Origin of the sequence: Burkholderia sp. MSMB1835 (genome assembly GCF_001526365.1) — a bacterium.
In the GTDB taxonomy this organism is placed as follows: Bacteria; Pseudomonadota; Gammaproteobacteria; order Burkholderiales; family Burkholderiaceae; genus Burkholderia.
Map to the genome: position 1 here is coordinate 101,359 of NZ_LOYP01000018.1, position 20,051 is coordinate 121,409.

17 protein-coding genes are annotated in these 20,051 nt (G+C 66.8%); 8 read left to right on the top strand and 9 right to left on the bottom strand.

Going from position 1 to position 20,051, the window contains the following annotated elements:
* The first annotated feature begins 9 nt into the window (after positions 1 to 9).
* Genes mmsB through WS96_RS08380 form a run of 3 tightly spaced genes read left to right on the top strand, consistent with a single transcriptional unit; the run spans position 10 to position 2,836 of the window.
* Positions 10 to 912: a 3-hydroxyisobutyrate dehydrogenase gene (gene mmsB / locus WS96_RS08370; protein WP_059832127.1), complete on the top strand. Its 903-nt coding sequence runs from the start codon at positions 10 to 12 to the stop codon at positions 910 to 912.
* Positions 909 to 1,700, top strand: a complete 792-nt coding sequence (locus tag WS96_RS08375) for an enoyl-CoA hydratase (RefSeq protein WP_059831807.1) — start codon at positions 909 to 911, stop codon at positions 1,698 to 1,700. The genes mmsB and WS96_RS08375 overlap by 4 nt, the downstream gene beginning before the upstream one ends.
* Positions 1,697 to 2,836: an enoyl-CoA hydratase/isomerase family protein gene (locus tag WS96_RS08380; protein ID WP_059831809.1), complete on the top strand. Its 1,140-nt coding sequence runs from the start codon at positions 1,697 to 1,699 to the stop codon at positions 2,834 to 2,836. Before WS96_RS08375 ends, WS96_RS08380 begins: the two co-directional genes overlap by 4 nt.
* A gap of 53 nt (positions 2,837 to 2,889) precedes the next feature.
* Here WS96_RS08380 and WS96_RS08385 read toward each other — a convergent pair whose 3' ends face one another.
* Positions 2,890 to 3,825 carry a LysR family transcriptional regulator gene (locus WS96_RS08385; RefSeq protein ID WP_059831811.1) on the bottom strand — a complete coding sequence of 312 codons (936 nt, stop codon included), beginning with the start codon at positions 3,823 to 3,825 and terminating at the stop codon, positions 2,890 to 2,892.
* 179 nt (positions 3,826 to 4,004) lie between these two features.
* Here WS96_RS08385 and WS96_RS08390 point away from each other — a divergent pair, with 179 nt between their 5' ends.
* Positions 4,005 to 5,543: an MFS transporter gene (locus WS96_RS08390; protein WP_059831812.1), complete on the top strand. Its 1,539-nt coding sequence runs from the start codon at positions 4,005 to 4,007 to the stop codon at positions 5,541 to 5,543.
* 30 nt (positions 5,544 to 5,573) lie between these two features.
* Here WS96_RS08390 and WS96_RS08395 read toward each other — a convergent pair whose 3' ends face one another.
* From WS96_RS08395 to WS96_RS08425, 7 genes are all read right to left on the bottom strand, one after another.
* Complete coding sequence (locus tag WS96_RS08395; RefSeq protein WP_059831814.1) at positions 5,574 to 6,953, bottom strand: efflux transporter outer membrane subunit; 1,380 nt, start codon at positions 6,951 to 6,953, stop codon at positions 5,574 to 5,576.
* A 6-nt stretch (positions 6,954 to 6,959) separates the two neighbouring features.
* Positions 6,960 to 8,996 carry a MacB family efflux pump subunit gene (locus WS96_RS08400; RefSeq protein WP_059831815.1) on the bottom strand — a complete coding sequence of 679 codons (2,037 nt, stop codon included), beginning with the start codon at positions 8,994 to 8,996 and terminating at the stop codon, positions 6,960 to 6,962.
* Between the two features lie 2 nt (positions 8,997 to 8,998).
* Positions 8,999 to 10,189 carry an efflux RND transporter periplasmic adaptor subunit gene (locus tag WS96_RS08405; protein ID WP_059831817.1) on the bottom strand — a complete coding sequence of 397 codons (1,191 nt, stop codon included), beginning with the start codon at positions 10,187 to 10,189 and terminating at the stop codon, positions 8,999 to 9,001.
* 328 nt (positions 10,190 to 10,517) lie between these two features.
* Positions 10,518 to 11,276, bottom strand: a complete 759-nt coding sequence (locus tag WS96_RS32050; RefSeq protein WP_179949924.1) for a DsbC family protein — start codon at positions 11,274 to 11,276, stop codon at positions 10,518 to 10,520.
* Positions 11,266 to 12,222, bottom strand: a complete 957-nt coding sequence (locus tag WS96_RS08415) for a DUF3658 domain-containing protein (RefSeq protein ID WP_257127968.1) — start codon at positions 12,220 to 12,222, stop codon at positions 11,266 to 11,268. Before WS96_RS08415 ends, WS96_RS32050 begins: the two co-directional genes overlap by 11 nt.
* Positions 12,223 to 13,103: 881 nt before the next feature.
* Positions 13,104 to 13,685, bottom strand: a complete 582-nt coding sequence (locus WS96_RS08420; protein ID WP_059831823.1) for an HD domain-containing protein — start codon at positions 13,683 to 13,685, stop codon at positions 13,104 to 13,106.
* A 78-nt stretch (positions 13,686 to 13,763) separates the two neighbouring features.
* Positions 13,764 to 14,330: a helix-turn-helix domain-containing protein gene (locus WS96_RS08425; protein WP_059831825.1), complete on the bottom strand. Its 567-nt coding sequence runs from the start codon at positions 14,328 to 14,330 to the stop codon at positions 13,764 to 13,766.
* A gap of 245 nt (positions 14,331 to 14,575) precedes the next feature.
* Here WS96_RS08425 and WS96_RS08430 point away from each other — a divergent pair, with 245 nt between their 5' ends.
* The 3 genes from WS96_RS08430 (at position 14,576) to WS96_RS08440 (ending at position 17,504) form a co-directional block, all read left to right on the top strand.
* Positions 14,576 to 15,979, top strand: coding sequence for an HdeD family acid-resistance protein (locus tag WS96_RS08430; protein ID WP_059831827.1), 1,404 nt, complete (start codon positions 14,576 to 14,578; stop codon positions 15,977 to 15,979).
* Positions 15,980 to 16,073: 94 nt separating this feature from the next.
* Complete coding sequence (locus WS96_RS08435) at positions 16,074 to 16,646, top strand: hypothetical protein (protein WP_059831828.1); 573 nt, start codon at positions 16,074 to 16,076, stop codon at positions 16,644 to 16,646.
* A gap of 126 nt (positions 16,647 to 16,772) precedes the next feature.
* Positions 16,773 to 17,504, top strand: coding sequence for a ribonuclease T2 (locus tag WS96_RS08440; RefSeq protein WP_034204357.1), 732 nt, complete (start codon positions 16,773 to 16,775; stop codon positions 17,502 to 17,504).
* Positions 17,505 to 17,668: 164 nt separating this feature from the next.
* On the opposite strand, the gene WS96_RS08445 is transcribed toward WS96_RS08440, so the two are convergent.
* The gene (locus tag WS96_RS08445; RefSeq protein ID WP_059831830.1) at positions 17,669 to 19,192 is read right to left on the bottom strand and encodes an FAD-dependent monooxygenase; all 1,524 of its coding nucleotides are present in this window, start codon (positions 19,190 to 19,192) and stop codon (positions 17,669 to 17,671) included.
* Between the two features lie 146 nt (positions 19,193 to 19,338).
* On the opposite strand from WS96_RS08445, the gene WS96_RS08450 reads away from it, so the two are divergent.
* Positions 19,339 to 20,016 (top strand): TetR/AcrR family transcriptional regulator, encoded by a 678-nt coding sequence (locus tag WS96_RS08450; RefSeq protein ID WP_059831832.1) that lies wholly within the window; start codon positions 19,339 to 19,341, stop codon positions 20,014 to 20,016.
* Positions 20,017 to 20,051: the final 35 nt, after the last annotated feature.

Sequence of the window (20,051 nt, forward strand, 5' to 3'; positions counted from 1 at the left end):
GAAACGAACATGAAAATCGGATTCATCGGCCTCGGCCACATGGGCGCGCCGATGGCGCTGAACCTGCTGAAAGCCGGCCATGACGTGCACGCGTTCGACCTGAGCGCCGACGCGTTGCGCGCGCTGCAGGACGCCGGCGCGCAGGCGGCCGCGTCGCCGCGCGATGCGGCGTCGGGCGCGACGTTCGTGATCACGATGCTGCCGGCCGCGCCGCACGTGCGCTCGGTGCTGTCCGGCGAGCACGGCGTGCTGGCCGGCCTCGGCGCGGGCGCGACGGTGATCGATTCGAGCACGATCGACCCGGCGAGCGCGCAGGCGTTCGGCGCGCTGGTGCGCGAGCACGGCGGCGCGTTCGTCGATGCGCCGGTGTCGGGCGGCACCGGCGGCGCGGCGGCCGGCACGCTGACCTTCATGGTCGGCGGCAGCGATGCGGATTTCGAGCGCGTGAAGCCCGTGCTCGCCGGCATGGGCAAGAACATCGTCCACTGCGGCGCGACGGGCATGGGGCAGGTCGCGAAGGTCTGCAACAACCTCGTGCTCGGCATCTCGATGGCGGCGGTGTCGGAGGCGATGTCGCTCGGCGTCGCGCTCGGCATCGACCCGAAGGTGCTGGCCGGCATCGTCAACACGTCGACGGGCCGCTGCTGGAGTTCGGACACCTACAACCCGTATCCGGGCGTGATCGAGACCGCGCCGTCGTCGCGCGGCTACTCCGGCGGCTTCGGCACCGACCTGATGCTGAAGGATCTCGGCCTCGCGAACGATGCGGCGAAGCAGGCGCGCCAGCCCGTCTATCTCGGCGCGCTCGCGCAGCAGCTGTACCAGACGATGAGCAGCCGCGGCGACGGCCAGCTCGATTTCTCGGCGGTGATCCGCCTGTACCAACCGGCCACGAAGAAGGACGCCTCATGATCGAACTCGACTACGTCGACGACGGCGCGATCGCGTGCGCGACGCTCAAGCGTCCGCCCGCGAACGCCTTTACCGCCGACGGGCTGCGGCAATTGCAGGCCACCGTCGCCGAACTGAATGCGAACCCGCGCGTGCGCGCGCTGGTGATCACCGGCGACGGCCCGAAGTTCTTCAGCGCGGGCGCCGACCTCAACACGTTCGCCGACGGCGATCGTGCGGTCGCACGTGCGATGGCGTCGTGCTTCGGCGCGGCGTTCGAGGCGCTGCACGATGCGCGCGTCGTGACGATCGCGGCGATCAACGGCTATGCGATGGGCGGCGGCCTCGAATGCGCGCTCGCGTGCGACCTGCGGATCGCGGAGACGCATGTGCAGATGGCGCTGCCCGAACCGTCGGTCGGCCTGCTGCCGTGCGGGCTCGGCACGCAGACGCTGCCCTGGCTCGTCGGCGAAGGCTGGGCGAAGAAGATCATCCTGACCGGCGCGCGCGTCGATGCGGCCACCGCACTGCGGATCGGCCTCGTCGAGGACGTGGTGGAAAGCGGCGCCGCGCGCGACGCGGCGCTCGCGCTGGCGCGCAACGTCGCGCGGCAAAGCCCGCACGCGCTCGCCTACAGCAAGGAGCTGATCGGCCTCGCCCGCCGCGGCGTGCCGCGCGGCGCGGCGCTCGCGGTCGAGCGCGAACGCTTCGTCGACCTGTTCGACACGGCCGATCCGCGCGAAGGCGTGGCGGCGTTCCTCGGCAAGCGCGCGCCGCAGTGGCGAACCGATGAGGAGTCGCAACGATGAGCACGCCGGTGACGAATCACGACGCATTCGCGGAGCATGCGCCCGAGGTGCTGTATCGCGTGGTGAACCGCGTGGCGCTGATCACGCTGAACCGGCCGGCCGCGCTCAACGCGCTGTCGTACGCAATGATCGGCGAACTCACGGCGCTGTTCGAGCGTTGCCGCCACGACGACCAGATCGTCGCGGTCGTGCTGCGCGGCGCGGGCGAGAAGGGCTTCTGCGCGGGCGGCGACGTGCGTGCGCTGTACAGGATGGTCGCGCAGCGCGAGACCTGGCTGCCGTTCTTCGTCGACGAATACCGGCTCGACTACGCGATCCACACGTTCCCGAAGCCGGTGGTCGCGCTGATGGACGGCGTGACGATGGGCGGCGGCATGGGGCTCGCGCAGGGCGCGGCGCTGCGTGTCGCGACCGAGCGCAGCAAGATCGCGATGCCGGAGACGCGCATCGGCCTCGTGCCCGACGTGGGGGCGACGCATTTCCTGTCGCGCATGCCGGCCGAACTCGAACTGTACGTGGGGCTGACCGGCGCGATGCTGTCGGGCGCCGACGCGCTGAGCGCGAAGCTCGCGGACCTGTGCGTGCCGTCCGCGTGGCTCGACACGTTCGAGACGCGCATCGAAAGCGTGAAGTGGGACGGCGATGCGCTGCCGTTGTTGCGCAAGGTATTTGAGCCGCCGTGCAATGTGGTGCCGCATTCGGCGCTCGACGGCCAGATGCCGTGGATCGTCCGCCACTTCGACAAGCGCTCGACCGTCGAGCGGATCGTCGCCACGCTCACGCAAGACCTGGCGCGCGACGAGCTGGCGCGCGAGCACCGTCAATGGTTGCAGGCGACGCTCGATGCGCTCGCGAGCCATTCGCCGACGATGCTCGCGGTGACGCGCGAGGCGCTGCTGCGCGGCCGGCAGATGACGCTCGCGGAATCGTTCCGGATGGAGCTCGGCATCGTGGCGCGCGCGATCGAGGAAGGCGATTTCTGCGAAGGCGTGCGCGCGCATCTCGTCGACAAGGATCGCAAGCCGCGCTGGGCACCCGCGTCGCTCGTCGAGCTGCGCGCCGAGCGCGTGCGGCATTTCCTGACGTCGCCGTGGAAGCTGTTCGCGCATCCGCTCGCCGATCTCGGCGCGGCGTGATCGGCGCATGACGGCCGCGTAATGACCCGACGCGCCCGTGCGGCGCGTCGGCTTCAGCCTGCTTTCTTGTGGTTTGCAGGCTCCGGGCGCTCGATCATCGGCGGCACCGCCTGCGCGAGCGCATCGATCACGCAGCGCGTCTTGCGCGGCAGGTAGCGCGTCTTCGGCCAGATCGCGTGAATGTCCCCTTCGCAGACGAAGCAGCGATCCAGCACGACCGCCATCTCCCCGCGCTTCACGTAATGGTCGAGCAGCCAGCTCGGCAGCCACGCGATCCCGAACCCCGACGCACCGGCCGCGGCGATCGCCTGCACGTCGTCGAAACTCAGTTGATGCGGCATGTCGATCCGCACCGTCGAGCCGTCCGGCGCGCGCAAGTCCCACGGCTGCACCACGCCCGATCGCGAATACGCGATCGTCCGGTGGTGCTTCAGGTCGTCGAGCGTCTTCGGCGTCCCGTAGCGCGCGAGATACGACGGCGCCGCGCCGAGGCTGCCGTATTGCGTGCCGAGCCGCCGCACCGCGAGGCTCGTGCTGTCCGCGAGCGTGCCGATCCGCACCGCGAGGTCGATCCCTTCCTCGACGAGATCGACGAAGCGGTCGGTGATCGACACGTCGATTCGCAGGTGCGGATAAGAGCGCGCGAGGTCGAGCACGATCGGCGTCACGCAGTGGTGCCCGAACGCGAGCGGCACGCTCAGCCGCAGCTTGCCGCGCGCCTCGTGGCGGCCGCAGTCGAGATCGGCTTCCGCCGCTTCGAGTTCGGCCAGCGCGCGCACGCAGCGGTCGTAGTACGCCTGGCCGTCGTCGGTCAGGCTCTGGCTGCGCGTCGTGCGCTGCAGCAGCCGTGCGCCGAGCCGCTTCTCGAGCCGCGCGATCGCCTTGCCGACCGCGGAACGCGTCATGTCGAGCCGCTCCGCGGCCAGCGCGAAGCTGCCCGATTCCACGACCTGGACGAAGGTCGTTACGCCGTCGAGTCTGTCGGTCATGGCGGGTGTGAGTCGATTGGGTCCTGAGATTCCCCAGTGCATGGAAATGTACGCGTCAATGGGGAGACGAATTCTCACTATAGTACCGATTCCCGTTCAGCGTGCGTCGCCGGCCGCACGCGGCGAATCCTACTGACCTGGAGGCGCGCGGCCCGTCGTCGGGCCGCCGCGCAATACGCATGACGCTATCCGACTCTCGCAGGAATGCGGTCGCGCTCGCGGCCGTCTGTCTCACGTCGCTGATGTTCGGCCTCGAAATCTCGAGCGTGCCGGTGATCCTGCCGACGCTCGAACACGTGCTGCATGGCGATTTCAACGGCATGCAGTGGATCATGAACGCGTACACGATCGCGTGTACGACGGTGCTGATGGCGGCCGGTACGCTCGCGGACCGGTTCGGCCGCAAGCGCGTGTACGTGATCGGCACCGTGCTGTTCGGCGCGACGTCGCTGCTGTGCGGGCTCGCGCCGAACGTGCCGGTGCTCGTCGCGGGCCGGCTGCTGCAGGGCGCGAGCGGCGGCGCGATGCTGATCTGCCAGATCGCCGTGCTGTCGCACCAGTTCCGCGAAGGGCGCGAGCGCGGCCGCGCATTCGGGATCTGGGGCATCGTGTTCGGCATCGGGCTCGGGTTCGGGCCGATCGTCGGCGGCGCGATCGTCGCGCTGGCGAGCTGGCCGTGGGTGTTCCTCGTGCATGCGCCGCTCGCGGCCGTCGCGCTCGCGCTGATCGGCGGCGCGGTGCGGGAATCGCGCGATCCGCATGCGGGCTCGCTCGACGTCGCGGGCATCGTCACGCTGTCGCTCGCGGTGCTCGGTCTCGCGTTCTACATCACCCAAAGCGCCGAACTCGGATTGACGAGCCGAGCCGGCCTCGGCGTGCTCGGCACGACCGCGCTCGCGCTGGCCGGCTTCGTCGCCGTGGAGCGCGGCAGCGCGCGGCCGATGTTCGACTTCTCGGTGTTCCGGATTCGCGCGTTCACCGGCGCGATCTTCGGCTCGATGGGGATGAACTTCAGCTTCTGGCCGTTCATGATCTACCTGCCGATCTGGTTCCAGGTCGCGCTCGGCTACGACAGCGTGACGGCCGGCCTCGCGTTGCTCGCGTACACGCTGCCGACGCTGATCGCACCGCCGTTCGGCGAACGGCTCGCCCTGCGCTATGGCCCGGGCGTCGTGATTCCGGGCGGCCTGTTCACGATCGCGGCCGGTTTCGTGCTGATGCGGCTGGGCAGCGCGGCCGATCATGCGAGCTGGCTGACGATGCTGCCGGGCTGCGCGATCGCCGGCATCGGGCTCGGGCTGACCAACACGCCCGTCACCAACACGACGACGGGCGCGGTGCCGAGTGCGCGGGCCGGGATGGCGTCGGGCATCGACATGAGCGCACGGATGATCTCGCTCGCGCTGAACATCGCGGCGATGGGCTTCGTGCTGGTGGCGGGGATCGTCGCGAGCCTGAAGCGCGGGCCGGCCGGCGCGATCGGCGATGCGGCGCTGCGCCGGCTCGCGCAGGAAATCGCGTCGGGTCGCACCGACGGGCTGCAGGCCGTCGCGCCGGCGCTCGCGCAGGCCGACCCGACCGGCGCGGCGCTGCACGCTGCGCTCGTGCATGGGTTCGGCTGGGTGATGGTGTACGGCGCGGCGGGCGTGGCCGTGCTCGCGACCGCGAGCATGGTGGCGTTCGCGCCGGCGCGGCGCGGGGCGGCCGTGTGCGAATGACGCGGCCGGCGGTCGGCACAGGACGGCCGGTCAGGAGGCCCCGCCGCCGAGCGCGCGGTAGAGCTTCATCTGGTTGTTGAGCCGGTTCAGGCGCGTCAGTTCGTCGGCGCTCTGCGCGCTCCTCAGGACCTGCTGCTGGTCGAGCCACGGTTGCACGGCGGTCGCGCCGGCCGCGAAGCGCGCGGCGGCCAGCCGCTCGGCGCGCTGCGCCTGGGCGAGCGACAGCGCACGCTGTTCGGCCTCGCGTTCGAGCTGCACGCGTGCGGACAGCGCGTTCTCGACTTCCGCGAGCGCCGTATAAAGCCGCTGGCGGAACCCGACCACCGCTTCCTCGTACTGCGACTTCGACACCTTGATCTGCAACTGCATCGTGTTCCACTGGATGAACGGCAGCGCGAGGCCGAGCCCGAGCGTGCCGACCGGGTTCGTCAGCACGCGCTCGAGGCTCGTGCTCGTCGTGCCGGCGCTGCCGGTCAGCGTGAAGGTCGGGTAGAAGCTCGTGCGCGTCGCGTCGACCTGCGCGAGCGACTCACGCAGCCGGAATTCCGCCGCACGCAGGTCGGGACGCCGGCCGAGCAGGCTCGCGGGCAGGCCGGCCGCCACGTCGGGCGGCGCGGCGTCGGGCAGCGCGGCCGGCTCGGCGGCGAGCTGCTGCGGCGGCCGGTCGAACAGGATCGCGAGCGCGTGCCGGTTCTCGGTGCGCTGCTGGATCAGTTGCGTTTGCGCCGCGCGTTGCGCGGCGAGGCTCTGTTCGGCCTGCGCGAGATCGAGCCCCGACACGGCGCCGGCCGTGTGCCGCGACCGGACGAGCGCGAGCGTGCGCACCGCATACGCGATGTTCGCGTCGCCGAGCGCGATCTGCCGGTTCAGATAGCCGATCTGCCAGTACAGCGCCGCGGTCGTGCCGATCAGCGACAGTCGCGCGGCTTCGAGATCGGCGGCCGTCGCGTCGGCTTCCCAGCGCGCGGCATCGCGCAGCGCGGCCAGCCGGCCCCACAGGTCGATTTCGTAGCTGAGCGAACCGGCGAGGTCGCTCGACCGGCTCGTTCGGTGGGTATCGAGCGTGCGCGACACGGCGCCGTTCGCACCGAGCGTCACGTTGGGCGTCAGGTTCGTATCGACGAGCCCTGCCTGCAACCGTGCGCGATACACGCGGATCGCCGCGATCGCGAGATCGCCGTTGGCGCGCAGCGCGTCGTCGATCAGCGCATCGAGTTGCGGGTCGCCGAAGCTGCGCCACCAGTCGCGCGTGGCGGCCGGCGCGTCGGCCGCGACCGGGGCGGCCCAGTTCGCGGGCATCGCGACGGCCGGCAGCGGATCGTGGCGCCCGCCCGCGCAGCCGGCGAGCAGCACGGCCACGCACGCGAATGCGCCGAGACGGTGAAGCGGGGAGGAATGCGTGATGGCCATGTTTCGTCAGTCGCGCGCGAGCGCATCGATCGGATCGAGCCGCGACGCGTTGCGCGCGGGCATGAACCCGAAAATCACACCGGTGAGCGTCGAGCACACGAACGCGGTCGCGATCGCGCCGGCCGAGAACACCATCTTCCACTGCGCGACGAACATCGAGAACAGCGCGCCGAGCCCGAACGACAGCGCGATGCCGATCGTGCCGCCGAGCAGGCACACGAGCACGGCCTCGACCAGGAACTGCTGCAGGATGTCGGACTGGCGCGCGCCGACCGCCATCCGGATGCCGATCTCGCGCGTCCGCTCGGTGACCGACACCAGCATGATGTTCATCACGCCGATCCCGCCGACGACGAGCGAGATCACCGCGATCAGCGAGAGCAGCAGCGTCAGCGACTGGCCGGTCTTCTCGACGGTCTTGACCACGCTGTCCATGTTGTACGTGAAGAAGTCCTTGCGGCCGTGGCGCTGGATCATCAGTTTCTCGAGGCTTTTCTCGGCGGCGGCGCTCGGCTGCCCGTCGCGCACGCGCACGGTGATGCTGTCGAGATAGCGCTGGCCGAACAGGCGCCCGCTCGCGGTCGTGTACGGCACCCACACGTTCAGGCTCTTCACGCTGCCGAACGCGCTTTTCTTGTCGGCGGTCACGCCGATCACGACGCACGGCACGTTGTCGACGAGGATCACTTCGCCGACCGGATTGCGCGCCGCGCCGAACAGCTTGCGGCGCGTGTTCTGGTCGATCACGACCACCTGCGCCTGGCGGCGCACCGCGTCGTCGTCGAACGCGACGCCGAGCGCGAAGCGCATCCCGCGCGCCTGGAAGTAGCGCTCGCCGACGCCGCTGACGAGCGCATTCACGTTGATGTTGCGATAACGCAGCAGCAGCGTGCGCGACGTCTCGGGTGTCGCGCTGTCGACGTACGGTTGCTCCGCGAGCGCGGCGACGTCGTCGGGCACGAGCGTCTGGATCGCGTCCGCGCGGCTGTCGCCCCAGTCGGTGCCCGGATAAAGACTGATCGTATTGGTGCCGATGCTGCCGATCTCGTCGAGCATGTAACGCTTCGCGCCTTCGCCGACCGCGACGATCGACACGACCGACGTGATGCCGATGATGATGCCGAGCATCGTCAGCAGCGTACGCAGCCGGTGCGACACGAGCGCGATCCAGGCCATCCGGCACGCCTCGCCGAAGCGGCCGGTGCCGGCGGCGAAGCGTCGGGTGCGTGGGGCGGGGGCGGTGTCGGTGCTGGCGGCCGGGGCATCCCCGGAAGCCGGTGCGGACCGCCCATCGGGCGCCGTTTCGGCCGTTGCGGCTGCCCCGACGCCGGATTGCGCGAGCGCTTCCGCGTAGTGGCGGTTCGGCCGGTCGGCGACGATCTCGCCGTCGCTGATTTCGATGATGCGCCGCGCGTGGCGCGCCACGTCCTTGTCGTGCGTGACGATCACGATCGTATGGCCGAGCGCGTTCAGTTCGTGCAGGATGCGGATCACGTCCTGGCCGCTTTTCGTGTCGAGCGCGCCGGTCGGTTCGTCCGCGAGGATCACCTGGCCGCCGTTCATCAGCGCGCGTGCAATGCTCACGCGTTGCTGCTGGCCGCCGGACAGTTGCCCGGGCCGGTGATGCGCGCGATCGGCGAGCCCGAGGCGCGCGAGCAATGCACGGGCGCGGGCATGCCGCTCGGCGCGCGGGGTGCCCGCATAGATCGCCGGCATTTCGAGGTTCGCGACCGCGTCGACGTGCGGCAGCAGGTGATAGCGCTGGAACACGAAGCCGAAGTGCTCGCGGCGCAACTGCGCGAGCTCGTCGCTGTCGAGCATGTGCGTGTCGCGTCCGCCGACCGTGTACGTGCCTTCGCTCGGATGATCGAGGCAGCCGAGGATGTTCATCAGCGTCGACTTGCCGGACCCCGACGCGCCGACGATCGCGACGATCTCGCCCGCGTCGATCGACAGGCTGACGTTGTTCAGGACGACGACGTCCTTGTCGCCGGCCGGAAAGCGTCGCGTGACGGCGGCGAGTTTCAGCAGAGGCTGGCTCATCGTTACACCACGTCCGACAATGGCGCGCGTTCGTCCGTCGACGCTTCGCCGATCACGACGCGCTCGCCGTCCTTCAGGCCGGCCAGCACTTCGACGCGCACGTTGTTGTTGATGCCGATGCGGATGTGGCGCGTTTCGGTGCTGCCGTCGGCGCGCAGCACGCGTACCGCGACGGTGCCGTCCTTGCGCTTCTCGCCGAGCGCGGCGGCCGGAATGATCAGCGCGTTGCGCGCGTTGCCGAGCACGATGTTGACCTGCGCGGTCATCGCGATGCGCAGCCGGTGCTCGGGATTCGGCACGTCGAACAGTGCGTTGTAGAACACTGCGCTGTTGGGCTTCGCGCCGCCGCCCGCGCCGCCGCCGAACGTGCTTTGCGCGTCGGCGTAGTTCTGCGGCGCCGGTTCGATCGCGCGCAGCTTGCCGTAATGACGCTTGTCCGGTTCGCCGAGGATCGTGAAATAGGCGCTCTGGCCGGCGCTCACGCGGATCACGTCGGCTTCCGATACCTGCGCCTTCACGGTCATCGTGTCGAGATTCGCGAGCTTCAGGATCACCGGCGCCTGCTGCTGCGCGATCACGGTCTGGCCTTCCTGCGTGACGATCGCGACGACCTCGCCGTCGATCGGCGCGACGATGCGCGTGTAGCCGAGGTTGGCCTGTGCGGTCTCGATCTGGATGCGGGCCGAACGGATCTGCGCGGCGAGCGATGCGAGCGCCGCGCGCTGCACGTCGAGCGCCGCGCGCGCGGCCTCGAACGCTTCGCGTGACGTTGCATCGTCGGGCAGCATCGCCTGCTGGCGGCGGAACGCGAGCTCGGCCTGTGTCAGTTGCGCGGCGGTCGATTGCTGCTGCGCGCGCAGGCTTTCTTCGCTGGCGCGCGCCTGGCGCAGCGCGTTTTCCGAGATCACGGGATCGATCTCGGCGAGCCACTGGCCTTTCGTGACCTTGTCGCCGAGCTTGACCTTCAGCGTCTTCAACTGCCCCGACACCTGCGCGCCGACGTCGACTTGCCTGAACGCCTGCAGCGCGCCGGTCGCGAGCACCGCGTTCTCGAGATCGCCGCGCGTGACGGGCGCGGACAGGTACTGCGGATGCTTGTCGGGCGTGGCGATCGTTATTGCTAAGACGGCAGTGGCAATGGCTGCACCGCTGATGACCAGTATGGTGAGCCGGCGGCGGATCTTCTTATTCATGAGAATACGGCGTTGATGAGTCGGGCGTCGGCGGCGTGGATGGCTAATCGGGATGGTCCTGCAATCGTGGCATGCAGTGCAGATCGATAGAGGAGTCGGATGGATACGGCGCGGCGATGCTGGTTCGAGTCAGGCGGCCATGATAATCGAGGTAATTTCGTGAATTCGTGTAGGAATTGTGCTGAATTGTGCCGGCAGTTGCGCGGCGTATCTGTCGACTTTGTCTGTGTTTCAATTCATGGAGTGGCAGGTCAATACAAGGATGCGGAGAGGATCTTCACCCGGATTCGATCCGTGCTACCGTGATCGCGGAATGCCCCTTCAAACTTCAGGGGTGGGTTGGGGTTCTAAGCTCCACGCGGTTATTGCGATCAATCTTGTCAGCCAAATCTTTCCCGGAAATAAATCCCGCGACTCTTTCCCCGGAAGGCAGGAACGTGGTGGGCGTTCCCCTTATATTGAGCTTCTTTCCCAGCGAAAGGAGTTCTTTCGTGATGGTGGGCTGGCAACGCTTGCGGGGGGCGGTGGTTTTCCTTCTGTCGATCCATTGCTTCCATGCTTGGAGTCGATTGTCGGCGCACAGAATGATTTCGGATTTAGCGACGGAGTCGGTAGAAAGAACGGGGTACAGGAAAATGTATACGGTGACGTTGGGAATCTTGTCTAGCTCGGGACTCATTTTCTTGCAAAACGAGCAGTTTGGATCGAAGAATGTAGCGATCACGCGCTCTCCGGTTCCATTTTTATGTTTGATGGCATATTGGAATGGAAGGTCATTGATGTTTATGCTGTTAATCTTGTTGAGTTGTGTTTCTGCTATGTTTTCCTGGCTGTTGGTGTCGAACAGGTTGCCGATAATAACGTGCGATGCCGATGAATTGCTGTAGAAAATTCGTGAATTTGCGGTGACCTCATATAGTCCGTCGATTTTTGACGGGATAACTTGCTCTATCTTCAGTTCGGGCAGTTTGGCTTGCAATTCCCGTTGCAAGTTCGCTTCTACATCGGCGGAAGCTGCTTCGGTGTGCGCAGTGGCGAGCGCAAGTGTAAAGAGTGATGTTGGGAGGAACTTTATATTATTCGGCATGGCGTATGGAGTCTGAAATTTGCATGGCTGATGAACGGAGATGCCAGGAACTCGCAATCCGTATCTGTGTTTGTGTGATGCTGACTTCGGCTTGCTTCTCGATGATGCCATTCAAGAAGAATTTCTCGAGTCGATGATAGAGAAAAATGTCTCCCGGAAAATCACGTCTTTCCGATTGGATTGTTTCTATTATGCGCAATACTACTATCGGTGTGGGCTCCCACTTCCTGGCTATGGAGTTGATGATGTATGCGTCGAAATCCGTTGATCGGAATGATTGAATTTTTCCAATTTCGTTGATCATTCTGAAATCGGCGTTTTCCTCGGCGAGGGAGCTCCATTCTGTGATGTAGGGATTGACATCGATCGATTTTATTTCAACTGCGTTGTCGAGAAGCTTGGTGAGATCGAGGAAGTTCTCCGCAGCAGGGTGGGCACTCTCTTCCGGGATCGAAACCAACAGGAAATCCCGTGGAGGATCATGGTTTATCCAGTGTATGAAATTCGCATATTCGATTGATGATGATGGATTTACCCATGCACATATTTTGATCGACTCGTTGGTGGGGATGATAGGGGTGTCGATGGTCAAGTCGCTTGGGATATATCCGAAATTATCGTAAAACCACGCCGACAGGGTCGAGACGTTGCGTTCTTTGAGAGGGCCGAGGTGCCAGTCTCCGCCAATAAGAACATGTGACCCCATCAACCTTCCTTCCGAAATTGCAGATGCGATGACATTGGACGTGATGTCCGAGAATGATGCATGGATCATATTTTGGTGATCTTTGTTTCGGAGCATTGGTACGCCTTGATCTTGGGTAGAAATTTCAACCTCGTCGCGAGCGAACGACGGATTTTTGTGCGGTTGAGCGCTGTCGACACAACTACTCGCGACGAAGCACGTCACTGTCGTTATACGGCACAACCGCTGATCATCGGCCACCATCCATTCGAGCGATTGCAGTTATTCAAGCAATCTGCGCATCGTGTCATGCCAGCCGTGCTGCCGGGTCTGCTACCGTATCGCTGAATGCACATTGTGTAGAAAACAGAGCAACTTGTGAATGCTCGTTGATTGGAAGTGTTCGGACCTTCGAGGATTTTGCTCGCAAGTCCGTCGGCTGCAGCACTGCCAGGATGGAGCAAGGCAATGACGATGCCAAAGGTGACTGCAACCAATCTGGTGGCCTTCCGAGGGGAGAAACTTTGTTTGGAATGCATCGAAACCTCCTTTGTGACGGGTTGAGGAAAGACAGCGATTGTTTGATGTCGTGGATATGGCTTTGAGATTTATTAACAAATTTCAATTTAGTATTCCTGTGTTTTTATAGGTTAATTTTTATGGTGTTTGTTTTTCAAGTATTTATTTTTTAGAGATAATCAAATTGTTGCCGATTGTCATTTTTGTTAAATTTGTCAAATCGGACTGGTCGACGTTTTCCGATTGCAATGAGGGGTGATTCGGAATCCTCGCGAGCGTCAGGGCCAAGGGTTTCGCTTATCCGGGCAGGAAATTGGAGCGCCGTTGGAGAATGGCGTGGATGGTGTGTCCAGTCCGGCAAAAGCAGCGGGCGGACTGCCCGGATGGGGGCGAAGGCATTGAACAGATGGCCTTCGCGTGGGGCGCACGGTAGAGAAGGCGGGCAGATATGTAGCCCGTCCGTGCCGGTACCGAATGCGACGCGCGGCGGCTTTGCCCGTCGTGTCAGTCGGAAATGGCTTCTGGGTGGAGAGGTTCGCGCGCCGCTAGTGACCAGGGACGCACCGAACAGTCGGCGACGGGTACGGCAACAGGGTGTCTTGTGCTACCGCCGTGCCGCGCACTTACGCGCGGCAATCGCCCGCGTCGATCCTGCGCTGCGTGTCGGCATCGACGATCTCGCGGATCGCGCGGAACAGCGGCGCGGCGTCGGTGTAGCGACGCCCGTAGCCGAGATTGAACGCATAGTCGAAATCGGGCGGATTGCTGCCCTGGTTGTGCTGCAGGATCGTTTCGAGCTTGTCGAGCGCCTTCGCCGCGCGGGCTTCCGGCGAGGCGGCTGCCTCGTATTCATCCCATAGCGCGACGATCTCGTCGCGCACCGCGCGATCGAGCGGCGCGCTCAGCGTCAGCAGGTCGTCGCGTTCGTGCGCGCTCTTGTCGGGGTGTGCGTCCTGCTCGATCGCGGGAATGTCGCCGTGCAGCGCCTCGCCGAGGTCGTGGACGACGCACAGTTTGAGTAGCTTCAGCGTGTCGACACCCGGCAGCGCGTCGGCGAACACGAGCGCCATCAGGCACAGCCGCCAACTGTGCTCTGCCGTACTTTCGGGGCGCCCGGCCGACGTGTAGCCGCTGCGCAGCACGTCCTTCAGGCGTTCGGCTTCGCGCAGGAAAGCGAGCCGCGCGTGGATCGTCTCGGGATTCATGGTCGGCATCCTTGCGATGAGCCGTCAAGCGTACGCCGGCCGGCCGCGCTTCGTCCACGCATGAAATATGCGTGGGCGTCAGTGCGCGTCGAGCGTTTCCACGAGCCGCACGGCCGAGCCGTCCGACAACGTCATCCGTGTCCACCGGCACCGGCTGCCGCGAATCGGCACGACGCGCGACGCATTCGCGCCGGTGTCGAACTCGACGCTCGGCGGCCCCGCGCGGTCGTGCCAGCCGAGCGGGGCGAGCGCGGCTTCCATGCGAACGATTTCCGGCGTCGCGTAGCGCCACAGCGACGTGTCGAGCAGCGTCGAAAGCGGCTGCGAGAACTCGGCCGCGCGCGCCGGCGAGCTGGCAAGCAGACGGTGCGTGAGGTCGCACACGAGATGCATGCGGCCCGCGCTGCCGGCGATCAGCCGCGCGAGTGCGTGGTCGCCGGCGGAATCGAAGCGCGCGGCGAGCAGCCGTTCGGCCGTCGCGCGCTCGTCGGGCGACATCTGCTGGAGGCCGGCCTCCCAGCGCGAGATCGTCGATTGCGCGACGCCGAACAGCTCGGCCGCATGGTTTTGCTTCACGCGGTGCAGCGCGCGCCAGCGTTTGAGTTGCGGGCCGAGCGAGGACGGATGAAGCGGTGAGGCATTCATGACGATGCTCCTGTGGCAACGTTGCCGGGCGCGCCCCGTCGGAATCGTTTTCGAGAGGCTTTCAACCGGTCTCACCATATCTTATTATTCGGCCAGAGCGGCGCGTGCCGGCCGCCATCGATCGTGTGGACGACATGACGCGCCGGCAACGATGACCGCCTTCCGGCCGGTGCGTCGCCCGACGCGCGGTCGCAACGACAGGGAGCGCGAGGCCGCGCGTCTCCCGAAAAAGATACGAGGGCGCAATGGTACGACTGGTGTTGCTGCTGCTGGGCATCGAATATCTGCGAACCCGCTGGCGCGGGTTGACCGTGCTGGGCTGGCTGTGGGTCGTCGCGGGCGTCGGCATTTTCGTCGATGCGCTCGACGGCGCGCTGCATTTTCCGATCGAGCTGTTCGCATGGCTGTTCCTGGTCGAGGGACTCGCGACGCTCGCGGTGGCCGGCAGCGGGGTCGGCGGGCAGCGCATCCTGCGCTACGTGAAGGGCATCGCGGTGGTGGTGGCCGCGGGGCTCGTGTTCGCCGGCCATCATCACGGCCACTTCCTGCTGTCGATGATCTTCGGCACGCTGTTTCTCGTCGACGGGCTGTTGCAATGCACGTCCGCATGGATGGTGCGCTATCGCCGCTGGCACGTCGCGTTCGCATGGGGCGTCGTCGAGATCCTGCTGGCGATCTTCTTCTTCCAGCCGTACCCGACACACTACGTGGGCACCGTGCCGTACTGCCTCGGCCTGTTGCTGACGTTCGGCGGGATGCACATGCTGAGCCTTGCCGCACGCGTGCGGCGGCTGACACGCAACCCGGCGTTCGCGACGTCGCCCGCGCCGGCGCTGGCGCCGGATCTCGACGATGCGCCGGACCTGCCGCAGTTCGCGCAATCCGAATGGGACGGCCCGCCGGCCGACGGCGAGCGGGCGCTCACCGTGCACGTGTGGACGCCGACCGGCACGTCGAAGGCCGAAGCGCAGCGTTATCCGGTGATCGACCGCTACATCGCGGCGGTGGACGTCAACGGCGTGATCTCGACCGGCCATGCGGCGCTGGAGTCGCCGGAGGGCATCTACATCAGCCTGTATCCGGGCGTCGAAATCGATCGTTCTCCGGACGAATTCACGCGCATCCTGCGTGCGACGCGCGAGAACGATGTGCCGGGCCTGTTCCAGCCCGACTATGCGACCGAGTCGAAAGCGTGGTGTCCGTCGACGGTGCGCGTGCGCATCCGCAACTACGATCCGGCTAAGCTCGATGCGTTCTGGTCGTCGTACCGGCAGAACACGACGTACAACCTCACGCACCGCAACTGCTCGAGCTCTGTGTCGAATGCGCTCGAAGCCGCGCTCGACGGCGCGGTGTGGCGGCTGAAGGGCGCGCGGGCCGGGTGGGGCGCGTTCGTGCGGCTGCTGCTCACGCCCGAGCTGTGGGTGGCCGCGCAGATCCGCAAGCGTGCGGTGACGATGGCGTGGACGCCCGGGCTCACGCTCGACTATGCGCGCGCGCTCAGCATGCTCGCCGATCCGCGTCCGTTCGCGTGGTGGAAGGTCGCGCGCTCGGCCGTGAGCGCGATCATGGCGTCGCGCCGCGCGTGGCGCGAGCAGGACAGCGCGGCGCTGTCGCCCGGCGGATCGGAGGCGGCGTCGATGAAGTGAAACGCGTGGCGCCGGACGCGGGCCCGGCGTCACGAGGCGCGCCTTCGCGCGGCGCCGCGATATTGCCTGCCATCAGCCCCCGCGGACGACGACAATGAACAACACGAAGGCGTTCCGCATCCTGATTCCCGCCGCGCTGACGCTGGCGAGCGCCGGTCTCGCGCAGGCGGACACGGACGAAGTGCCGCGCATGAGCAACGACGTGTACCGGACGTCGGTGTCGTTCTGCTCGAACGTCGCGGCCGCCGAGAAGATCGCGTGCCAGGGCGACATGATCGCCGCGGGCAGCCGGATCGTCGCGGCGATCGGTGGCCTGCCGCCGGCTTCCGCCACGACGATCGACGAAGGCGCGCGCAACAAGCTGCCGCCGGAAGAGCGCAAGGGGCTCGCGCCCGTCGAGCCGGCCGCGATCGACAAGGACGACGATCTGGCCGGCCTCGCCGGCATGGTGCGCCTTTGCGACGTGTACGAGCCCGAACCGGCGTCGCGTGCGCGGCACCACGCGGCGCTGCGGCAGAAGGCGCCCGACGTCGCACCGCGTGTCGAGGCGTTGCTGGCCGATGCGTCGACGGCGGCGCGCCAGCGCGTCAGCATCGGCGTGTGGCAGATTCTCGCGCTCGAGGGCCCCGAAGCGTCGGCGCGCGCGTGCACGCAGCTCGGCACGTGAGCGATCGCGCATTCTTTCGTCCACCTTCACATTCGTGCCATGTTGCGTCGGCAACAATCGCGGGCAGACATTCGACAACCTTGCGGCGCATCCCGCGACCGCAAGCCCTTTCCGAGGAAACACGCCATGCTCAAGACGCTCGCCCGCGCCGCTGCCGCACTCGCCGTCGCTTCCGTTTCACTGCACGCCGCCGCGCAGACCAGCTACGACTACCTGTTGCTCGCCGCGTCGTGGGAGCCGGGTTTCTGCGCGTCGCACGACACGCCGGAATGCACGAACCTCGCCGGCTCGTATGCGGCGACGAGCCTGTCGCTGCACGGGCTGTGGCCGAACCGCTACGACGGCAATCAGCCGTTCTATTGCGGCGTGCCGCAGAGCGACATCGACCTCGACAACGCGCACCAGTGGTGCAGCATGGACGCATACCCGATCAGCAGCGCGACCCGCAACACGCTGTCGACGTACATGCCGGGCGTCGCATCGTGTCTCGACAAGCACGAATGGTTCAAGCACGGCACGTGTTCGAATTCGGCGACGCCCGATGCTTACTGGAATCAGGCGTCGGGCATGATCAGCCGGTTGGGCAACACGTCGTTCAACGCGTTCCTGCAAGCGAACGCGGGCAAGACGGTCACGCGTAACCAGTTGCTGTCGGCGTTCGAAGGCGCGTTCGGCAGCAACACGCGTAGCGCGGTGTCGCTGAAGTGCACGAAGACGAACGGCGTGAGCTACTTCACCGAAGCCTGGATCGCGGTGAAGACGAATGCGACCGCGCAGTTTCCGAGCGCGGCGTCGCTCGTGACGGACGGCAATACGCAGGGCACGTGCCCGACGTCGGGTGTGTTCATCGCGAAGTGACGGGGCGCGGCTGACGTGCGCGATATCGCGCACGTCGCGAGCGGTCAGGGCCGCGGCGGGACGGGCGGTATGGGCTTCGAGCATGTCGCGCGTGCCGTTGACGGCGCGCATGCAGGTTTGTCGGTCGGCAAGACACCACCGCTGCCTGCGCCGGGCGGCTGTGCTCAACGCGCCGCGGACGGCACGCCGAACCACCGCGTGGCCGCATGCGTGAATGCGTCCACGTCCGCATCGTCGTCGCCGGCCCATGCGACGAAGCCGTCGGGGCGCACCAGCACCGCACGCAAGTCGAGCCGGTCCTTCGCGTCGCTCGCGAGATACGCGATCCGGTCGCGCCATCGGCTTGCCAGTGCCCGAAGCGATGGGTTCGCATCGAAGTCCAGCAGCACGCCCTTGCCGTGCCTGACGTGTTCGCCGAGCCGCGTGCCGTCGGCCAGTTCGAAGTCGGGAACGCCGTGGCCCACGAGCGGATGGCCGCCGCCGAGATCGTACGCGAGCGACACGCCCCACAGGCGTTCGGCGAAGTACGTCGCGCCGTCGCGCGTGTCGACGAGATCGCGCATGATCGCCGCGAGCGCGCGCGAACCCGGGGACGGCCGCATCAGCGCGACCTGCGCACGCGACCAGTCGAGCACGCGCGCGCCTACCGGATGCCGTTCGTCCGTGTAGCTGTCGAGCAGCCCGTCCGGCGCGTCGCCGCGGATCGTCGCGGCCAGCTTCCAGCCGAGATTCATCGCGTCGCCGAGCCCGAGATTGAGCCCTTGCCCGCCGAGCGGCGAGTGGATGTGCGCGGCATCGCCCGCGAGCAGCACGCGGCCGTTGCGGTACGTCGATGCCTGGTACGCGCGATCGGTCCACGTGGCGGCGAGCCGAAGCGCGGTCAACGTGACGCCGGTGCCAGACACGCGGCGCAGCACGGCCTGCGCATGCTCGCGCGTCACCGGCCCGCTCCGGTGGAATGCGCCGCCGTCGAATTCGACCAGCGCGACGGTTCCGGGCGGCGTGTAGGTGTACATCCCGGCCGCCGTGTGGTGACGGCCCGGCAGCAGCGTGCCCGGATCGGCGAACTCGGCTTCGATCGAGTAGCCGGTGAACTCGGCGTCGGTGCCGGCGAACGCGAAGCCGCCGGCCTTGCGGACCGCGCTGCGCCCGCCGTCGCAGCCGACGAGCCAGCGTGCGTGGAATGTCTCGCCGCCTGCGTGCAGCGTGACGCCATCGTCCGACTGATCGAAGCCTTCGACGGCGAGGCCGCGCCGGATCTCGACGCCCGTTGCGTGCGCGCGGGCGGTCAGCACCGATTCGACCCGCGCCATGTCCGTCGCCATGTGCGTGCCGGCCGGGCCGGGCAGGTGATATGGCCACTGCGACGTATCGACGTCGTCGTGGAAGAACTGGATGCCGGCGAAATGGCCGGCCGGCCGACGCGATTGCTGCATCCAGTGCGCGGTGTCCTTTGCACGGGACGGTAGCGCGATGCCGTCGAGCAAGCCGCGACGGTAGAACGCGTCGATGTTCGGCGCGGACAGGCCGCGCATGCCGAACGGGAGATGCTTCAGCGGGGATTCCGGATCGTCCGCCTGTTCGACCACCAGCACGGAGGCGCCGGCGACGCGTAATTCGCACGCGAGAAACAGGCCGACAGGGCCGGCTCCGGCGATCGCGACGTCATGGGTCACGGGCTCATTCATCGGTGGCTCGGTTTCGGGCCAGGGTGGGCCCGGTGTGGTCGAGAAGGCCCTACGCGCCAGCAGAGCACCCCTCCGGGAAAGTAATGGAATGTCGTTCCATCGGCGGGATATTGGAACGATGTTCCAGATGTGTCAAGCTAGCGCGCATGAAAACCAGCAACCGGACCGAGCGGCGCGCGGACGCGCTGTCGAAAGAGCGGATCGTCGAGGCCGCGATCGGGATACTCGACCATTCAGGCGAGGGCGCGCTGACGTTTCGCGCGCTTGCCGCGCACCTGGCGACCGGAAGCGGTGCGATCTATTGGCATGTCGCCGACAAGCAGGACCTGCTCGCGGCGGCCGCGGATCAAGTGATCGAGGCTGCGCTGACGGACGTGCCGACGGAGCGCGACGGCGATGCGGCGGACGCGATCCGGCGCGTCGCGCTGCGCTTGTTCGACGCGTTCGGCGCGCATCCGTGGGTGGGGGCGCAGTTGTTCCGGGAGCCGTGGCAGCACGCGGTGCCGAGGATCCTGGAGCGCATCGGCGGTCAGCTTCAGGCGCTGGGTGTGCCCGAGTCCGCGCAATTCAATGCGGCGTCGGCGCTGATGCATTACATCTTCGGGCTGGCCGGCCAATACGCGGCCGGTGCGCGGCTGCATCCGCGCGAGGCGGGGCAGCAGGCGATCGTCGCGACTGTGGCCGAGCGGTGGGCGCAGCTCGAACCGGCGCAGTACCCGTTCGTGCGGAAGGTGGCCGAGCAACTGGCCGCGCACGACGAGCGCGCGCAGTTCCTGGCCGGCATCGATCTCATTCTGGCGGGGATCGGCGTGGCCGCGCGGTAAGCCCGCCGTCGGATGCATGGTGTCGAACGGCGGTG

Coding starts and splice junctions, on each gene's coding strand:
- mmsB (WP_059832127.1), top strand. CDS start 10: ATGAAAATCGGATTCATCGGCCTCGGCCACATGGGCGCGCCGATGGCG.
- WS96_RS08375 (WP_059831807.1), top strand. CDS start 909: ATGATCGAACTCGACTACGTCGACGACGGCGCGATCGCGTGCGCGACG.
- WS96_RS08380 (WP_059831809.1), top strand. CDS start 1,697: ATGAGCACGCCGGTGACGAATCACGACGCATTCGCGGAGCATGCGCCC.
- WS96_RS08385 (WP_059831811.1), bottom strand. CDS start 3,825: ATGACCGACAGACTCGACGGCGTAACGACCTTCGTCCAGGTCGTGGAA.
- WS96_RS08390 (WP_059831812.1), top strand. CDS start 4,005: ATGACGCTATCCGACTCTCGCAGGAATGCGGTCGCGCTCGCGGCCGTC.
- WS96_RS08395 (WP_059831814.1), bottom strand. CDS start 6,953: ATGGCCATCACGCATTCCTCCCCGCTTCACCGTCTCGGCGCATTCGCG.
- WS96_RS08400 (WP_059831815.1), bottom strand. CDS start 8,996: ATGAGCCAGCCTCTGCTGAAACTCGCCGCCGTCACGCGACGCTTTCCG.
- WS96_RS08405 (WP_059831817.1), bottom strand. CDS start 10,189: ATGAATAAGAAGATCCGCCGCCGGCTCACCATACTGGTCATCAGCGGT.
- WS96_RS32050 (WP_179949924.1), bottom strand. CDS start 11,276: ATGCCGAATAATATAAAGTTCCTCCCAACATCACTCTTTACACTTGCG.
- WS96_RS08420 (WP_059831823.1), bottom strand. CDS start 13,685: ATGAATCCCGAGACGATCCACGCGCGGCTCGCTTTCCTGCGCGAAGCC.
- WS96_RS08425 (WP_059831825.1), bottom strand. CDS start 14,330: ATGAATGCCTCACCGCTTCATCCGTCCTCGCTCGGCCCGCAACTCAAA.
- WS96_RS08430 (WP_059831827.1), top strand. CDS start 14,576: ATGGTACGACTGGTGTTGCTGCTGCTGGGCATCGAATATCTGCGAACC.
- WS96_RS08435 (WP_059831828.1), top strand. CDS start 16,074: ATGAACAACACGAAGGCGTTCCGCATCCTGATTCCCGCCGCGCTGACG.
- WS96_RS08440 (WP_034204357.1), top strand. CDS start 16,773: ATGCTCAAGACGCTCGCCCGCGCCGCTGCCGCACTCGCCGTCGCTTCC.
- WS96_RS08445 (WP_059831830.1), bottom strand. CDS start 19,192: ATGAATGAGCCCGTGACCCATGACGTCGCGATCGCCGGAGCCGGCCCT.
- WS96_RS08450 (WP_059831832.1), top strand. CDS start 19,339: ATGAAAACCAGCAACCGGACCGAGCGGCGCGCGGACGCGCTGTCGAAA.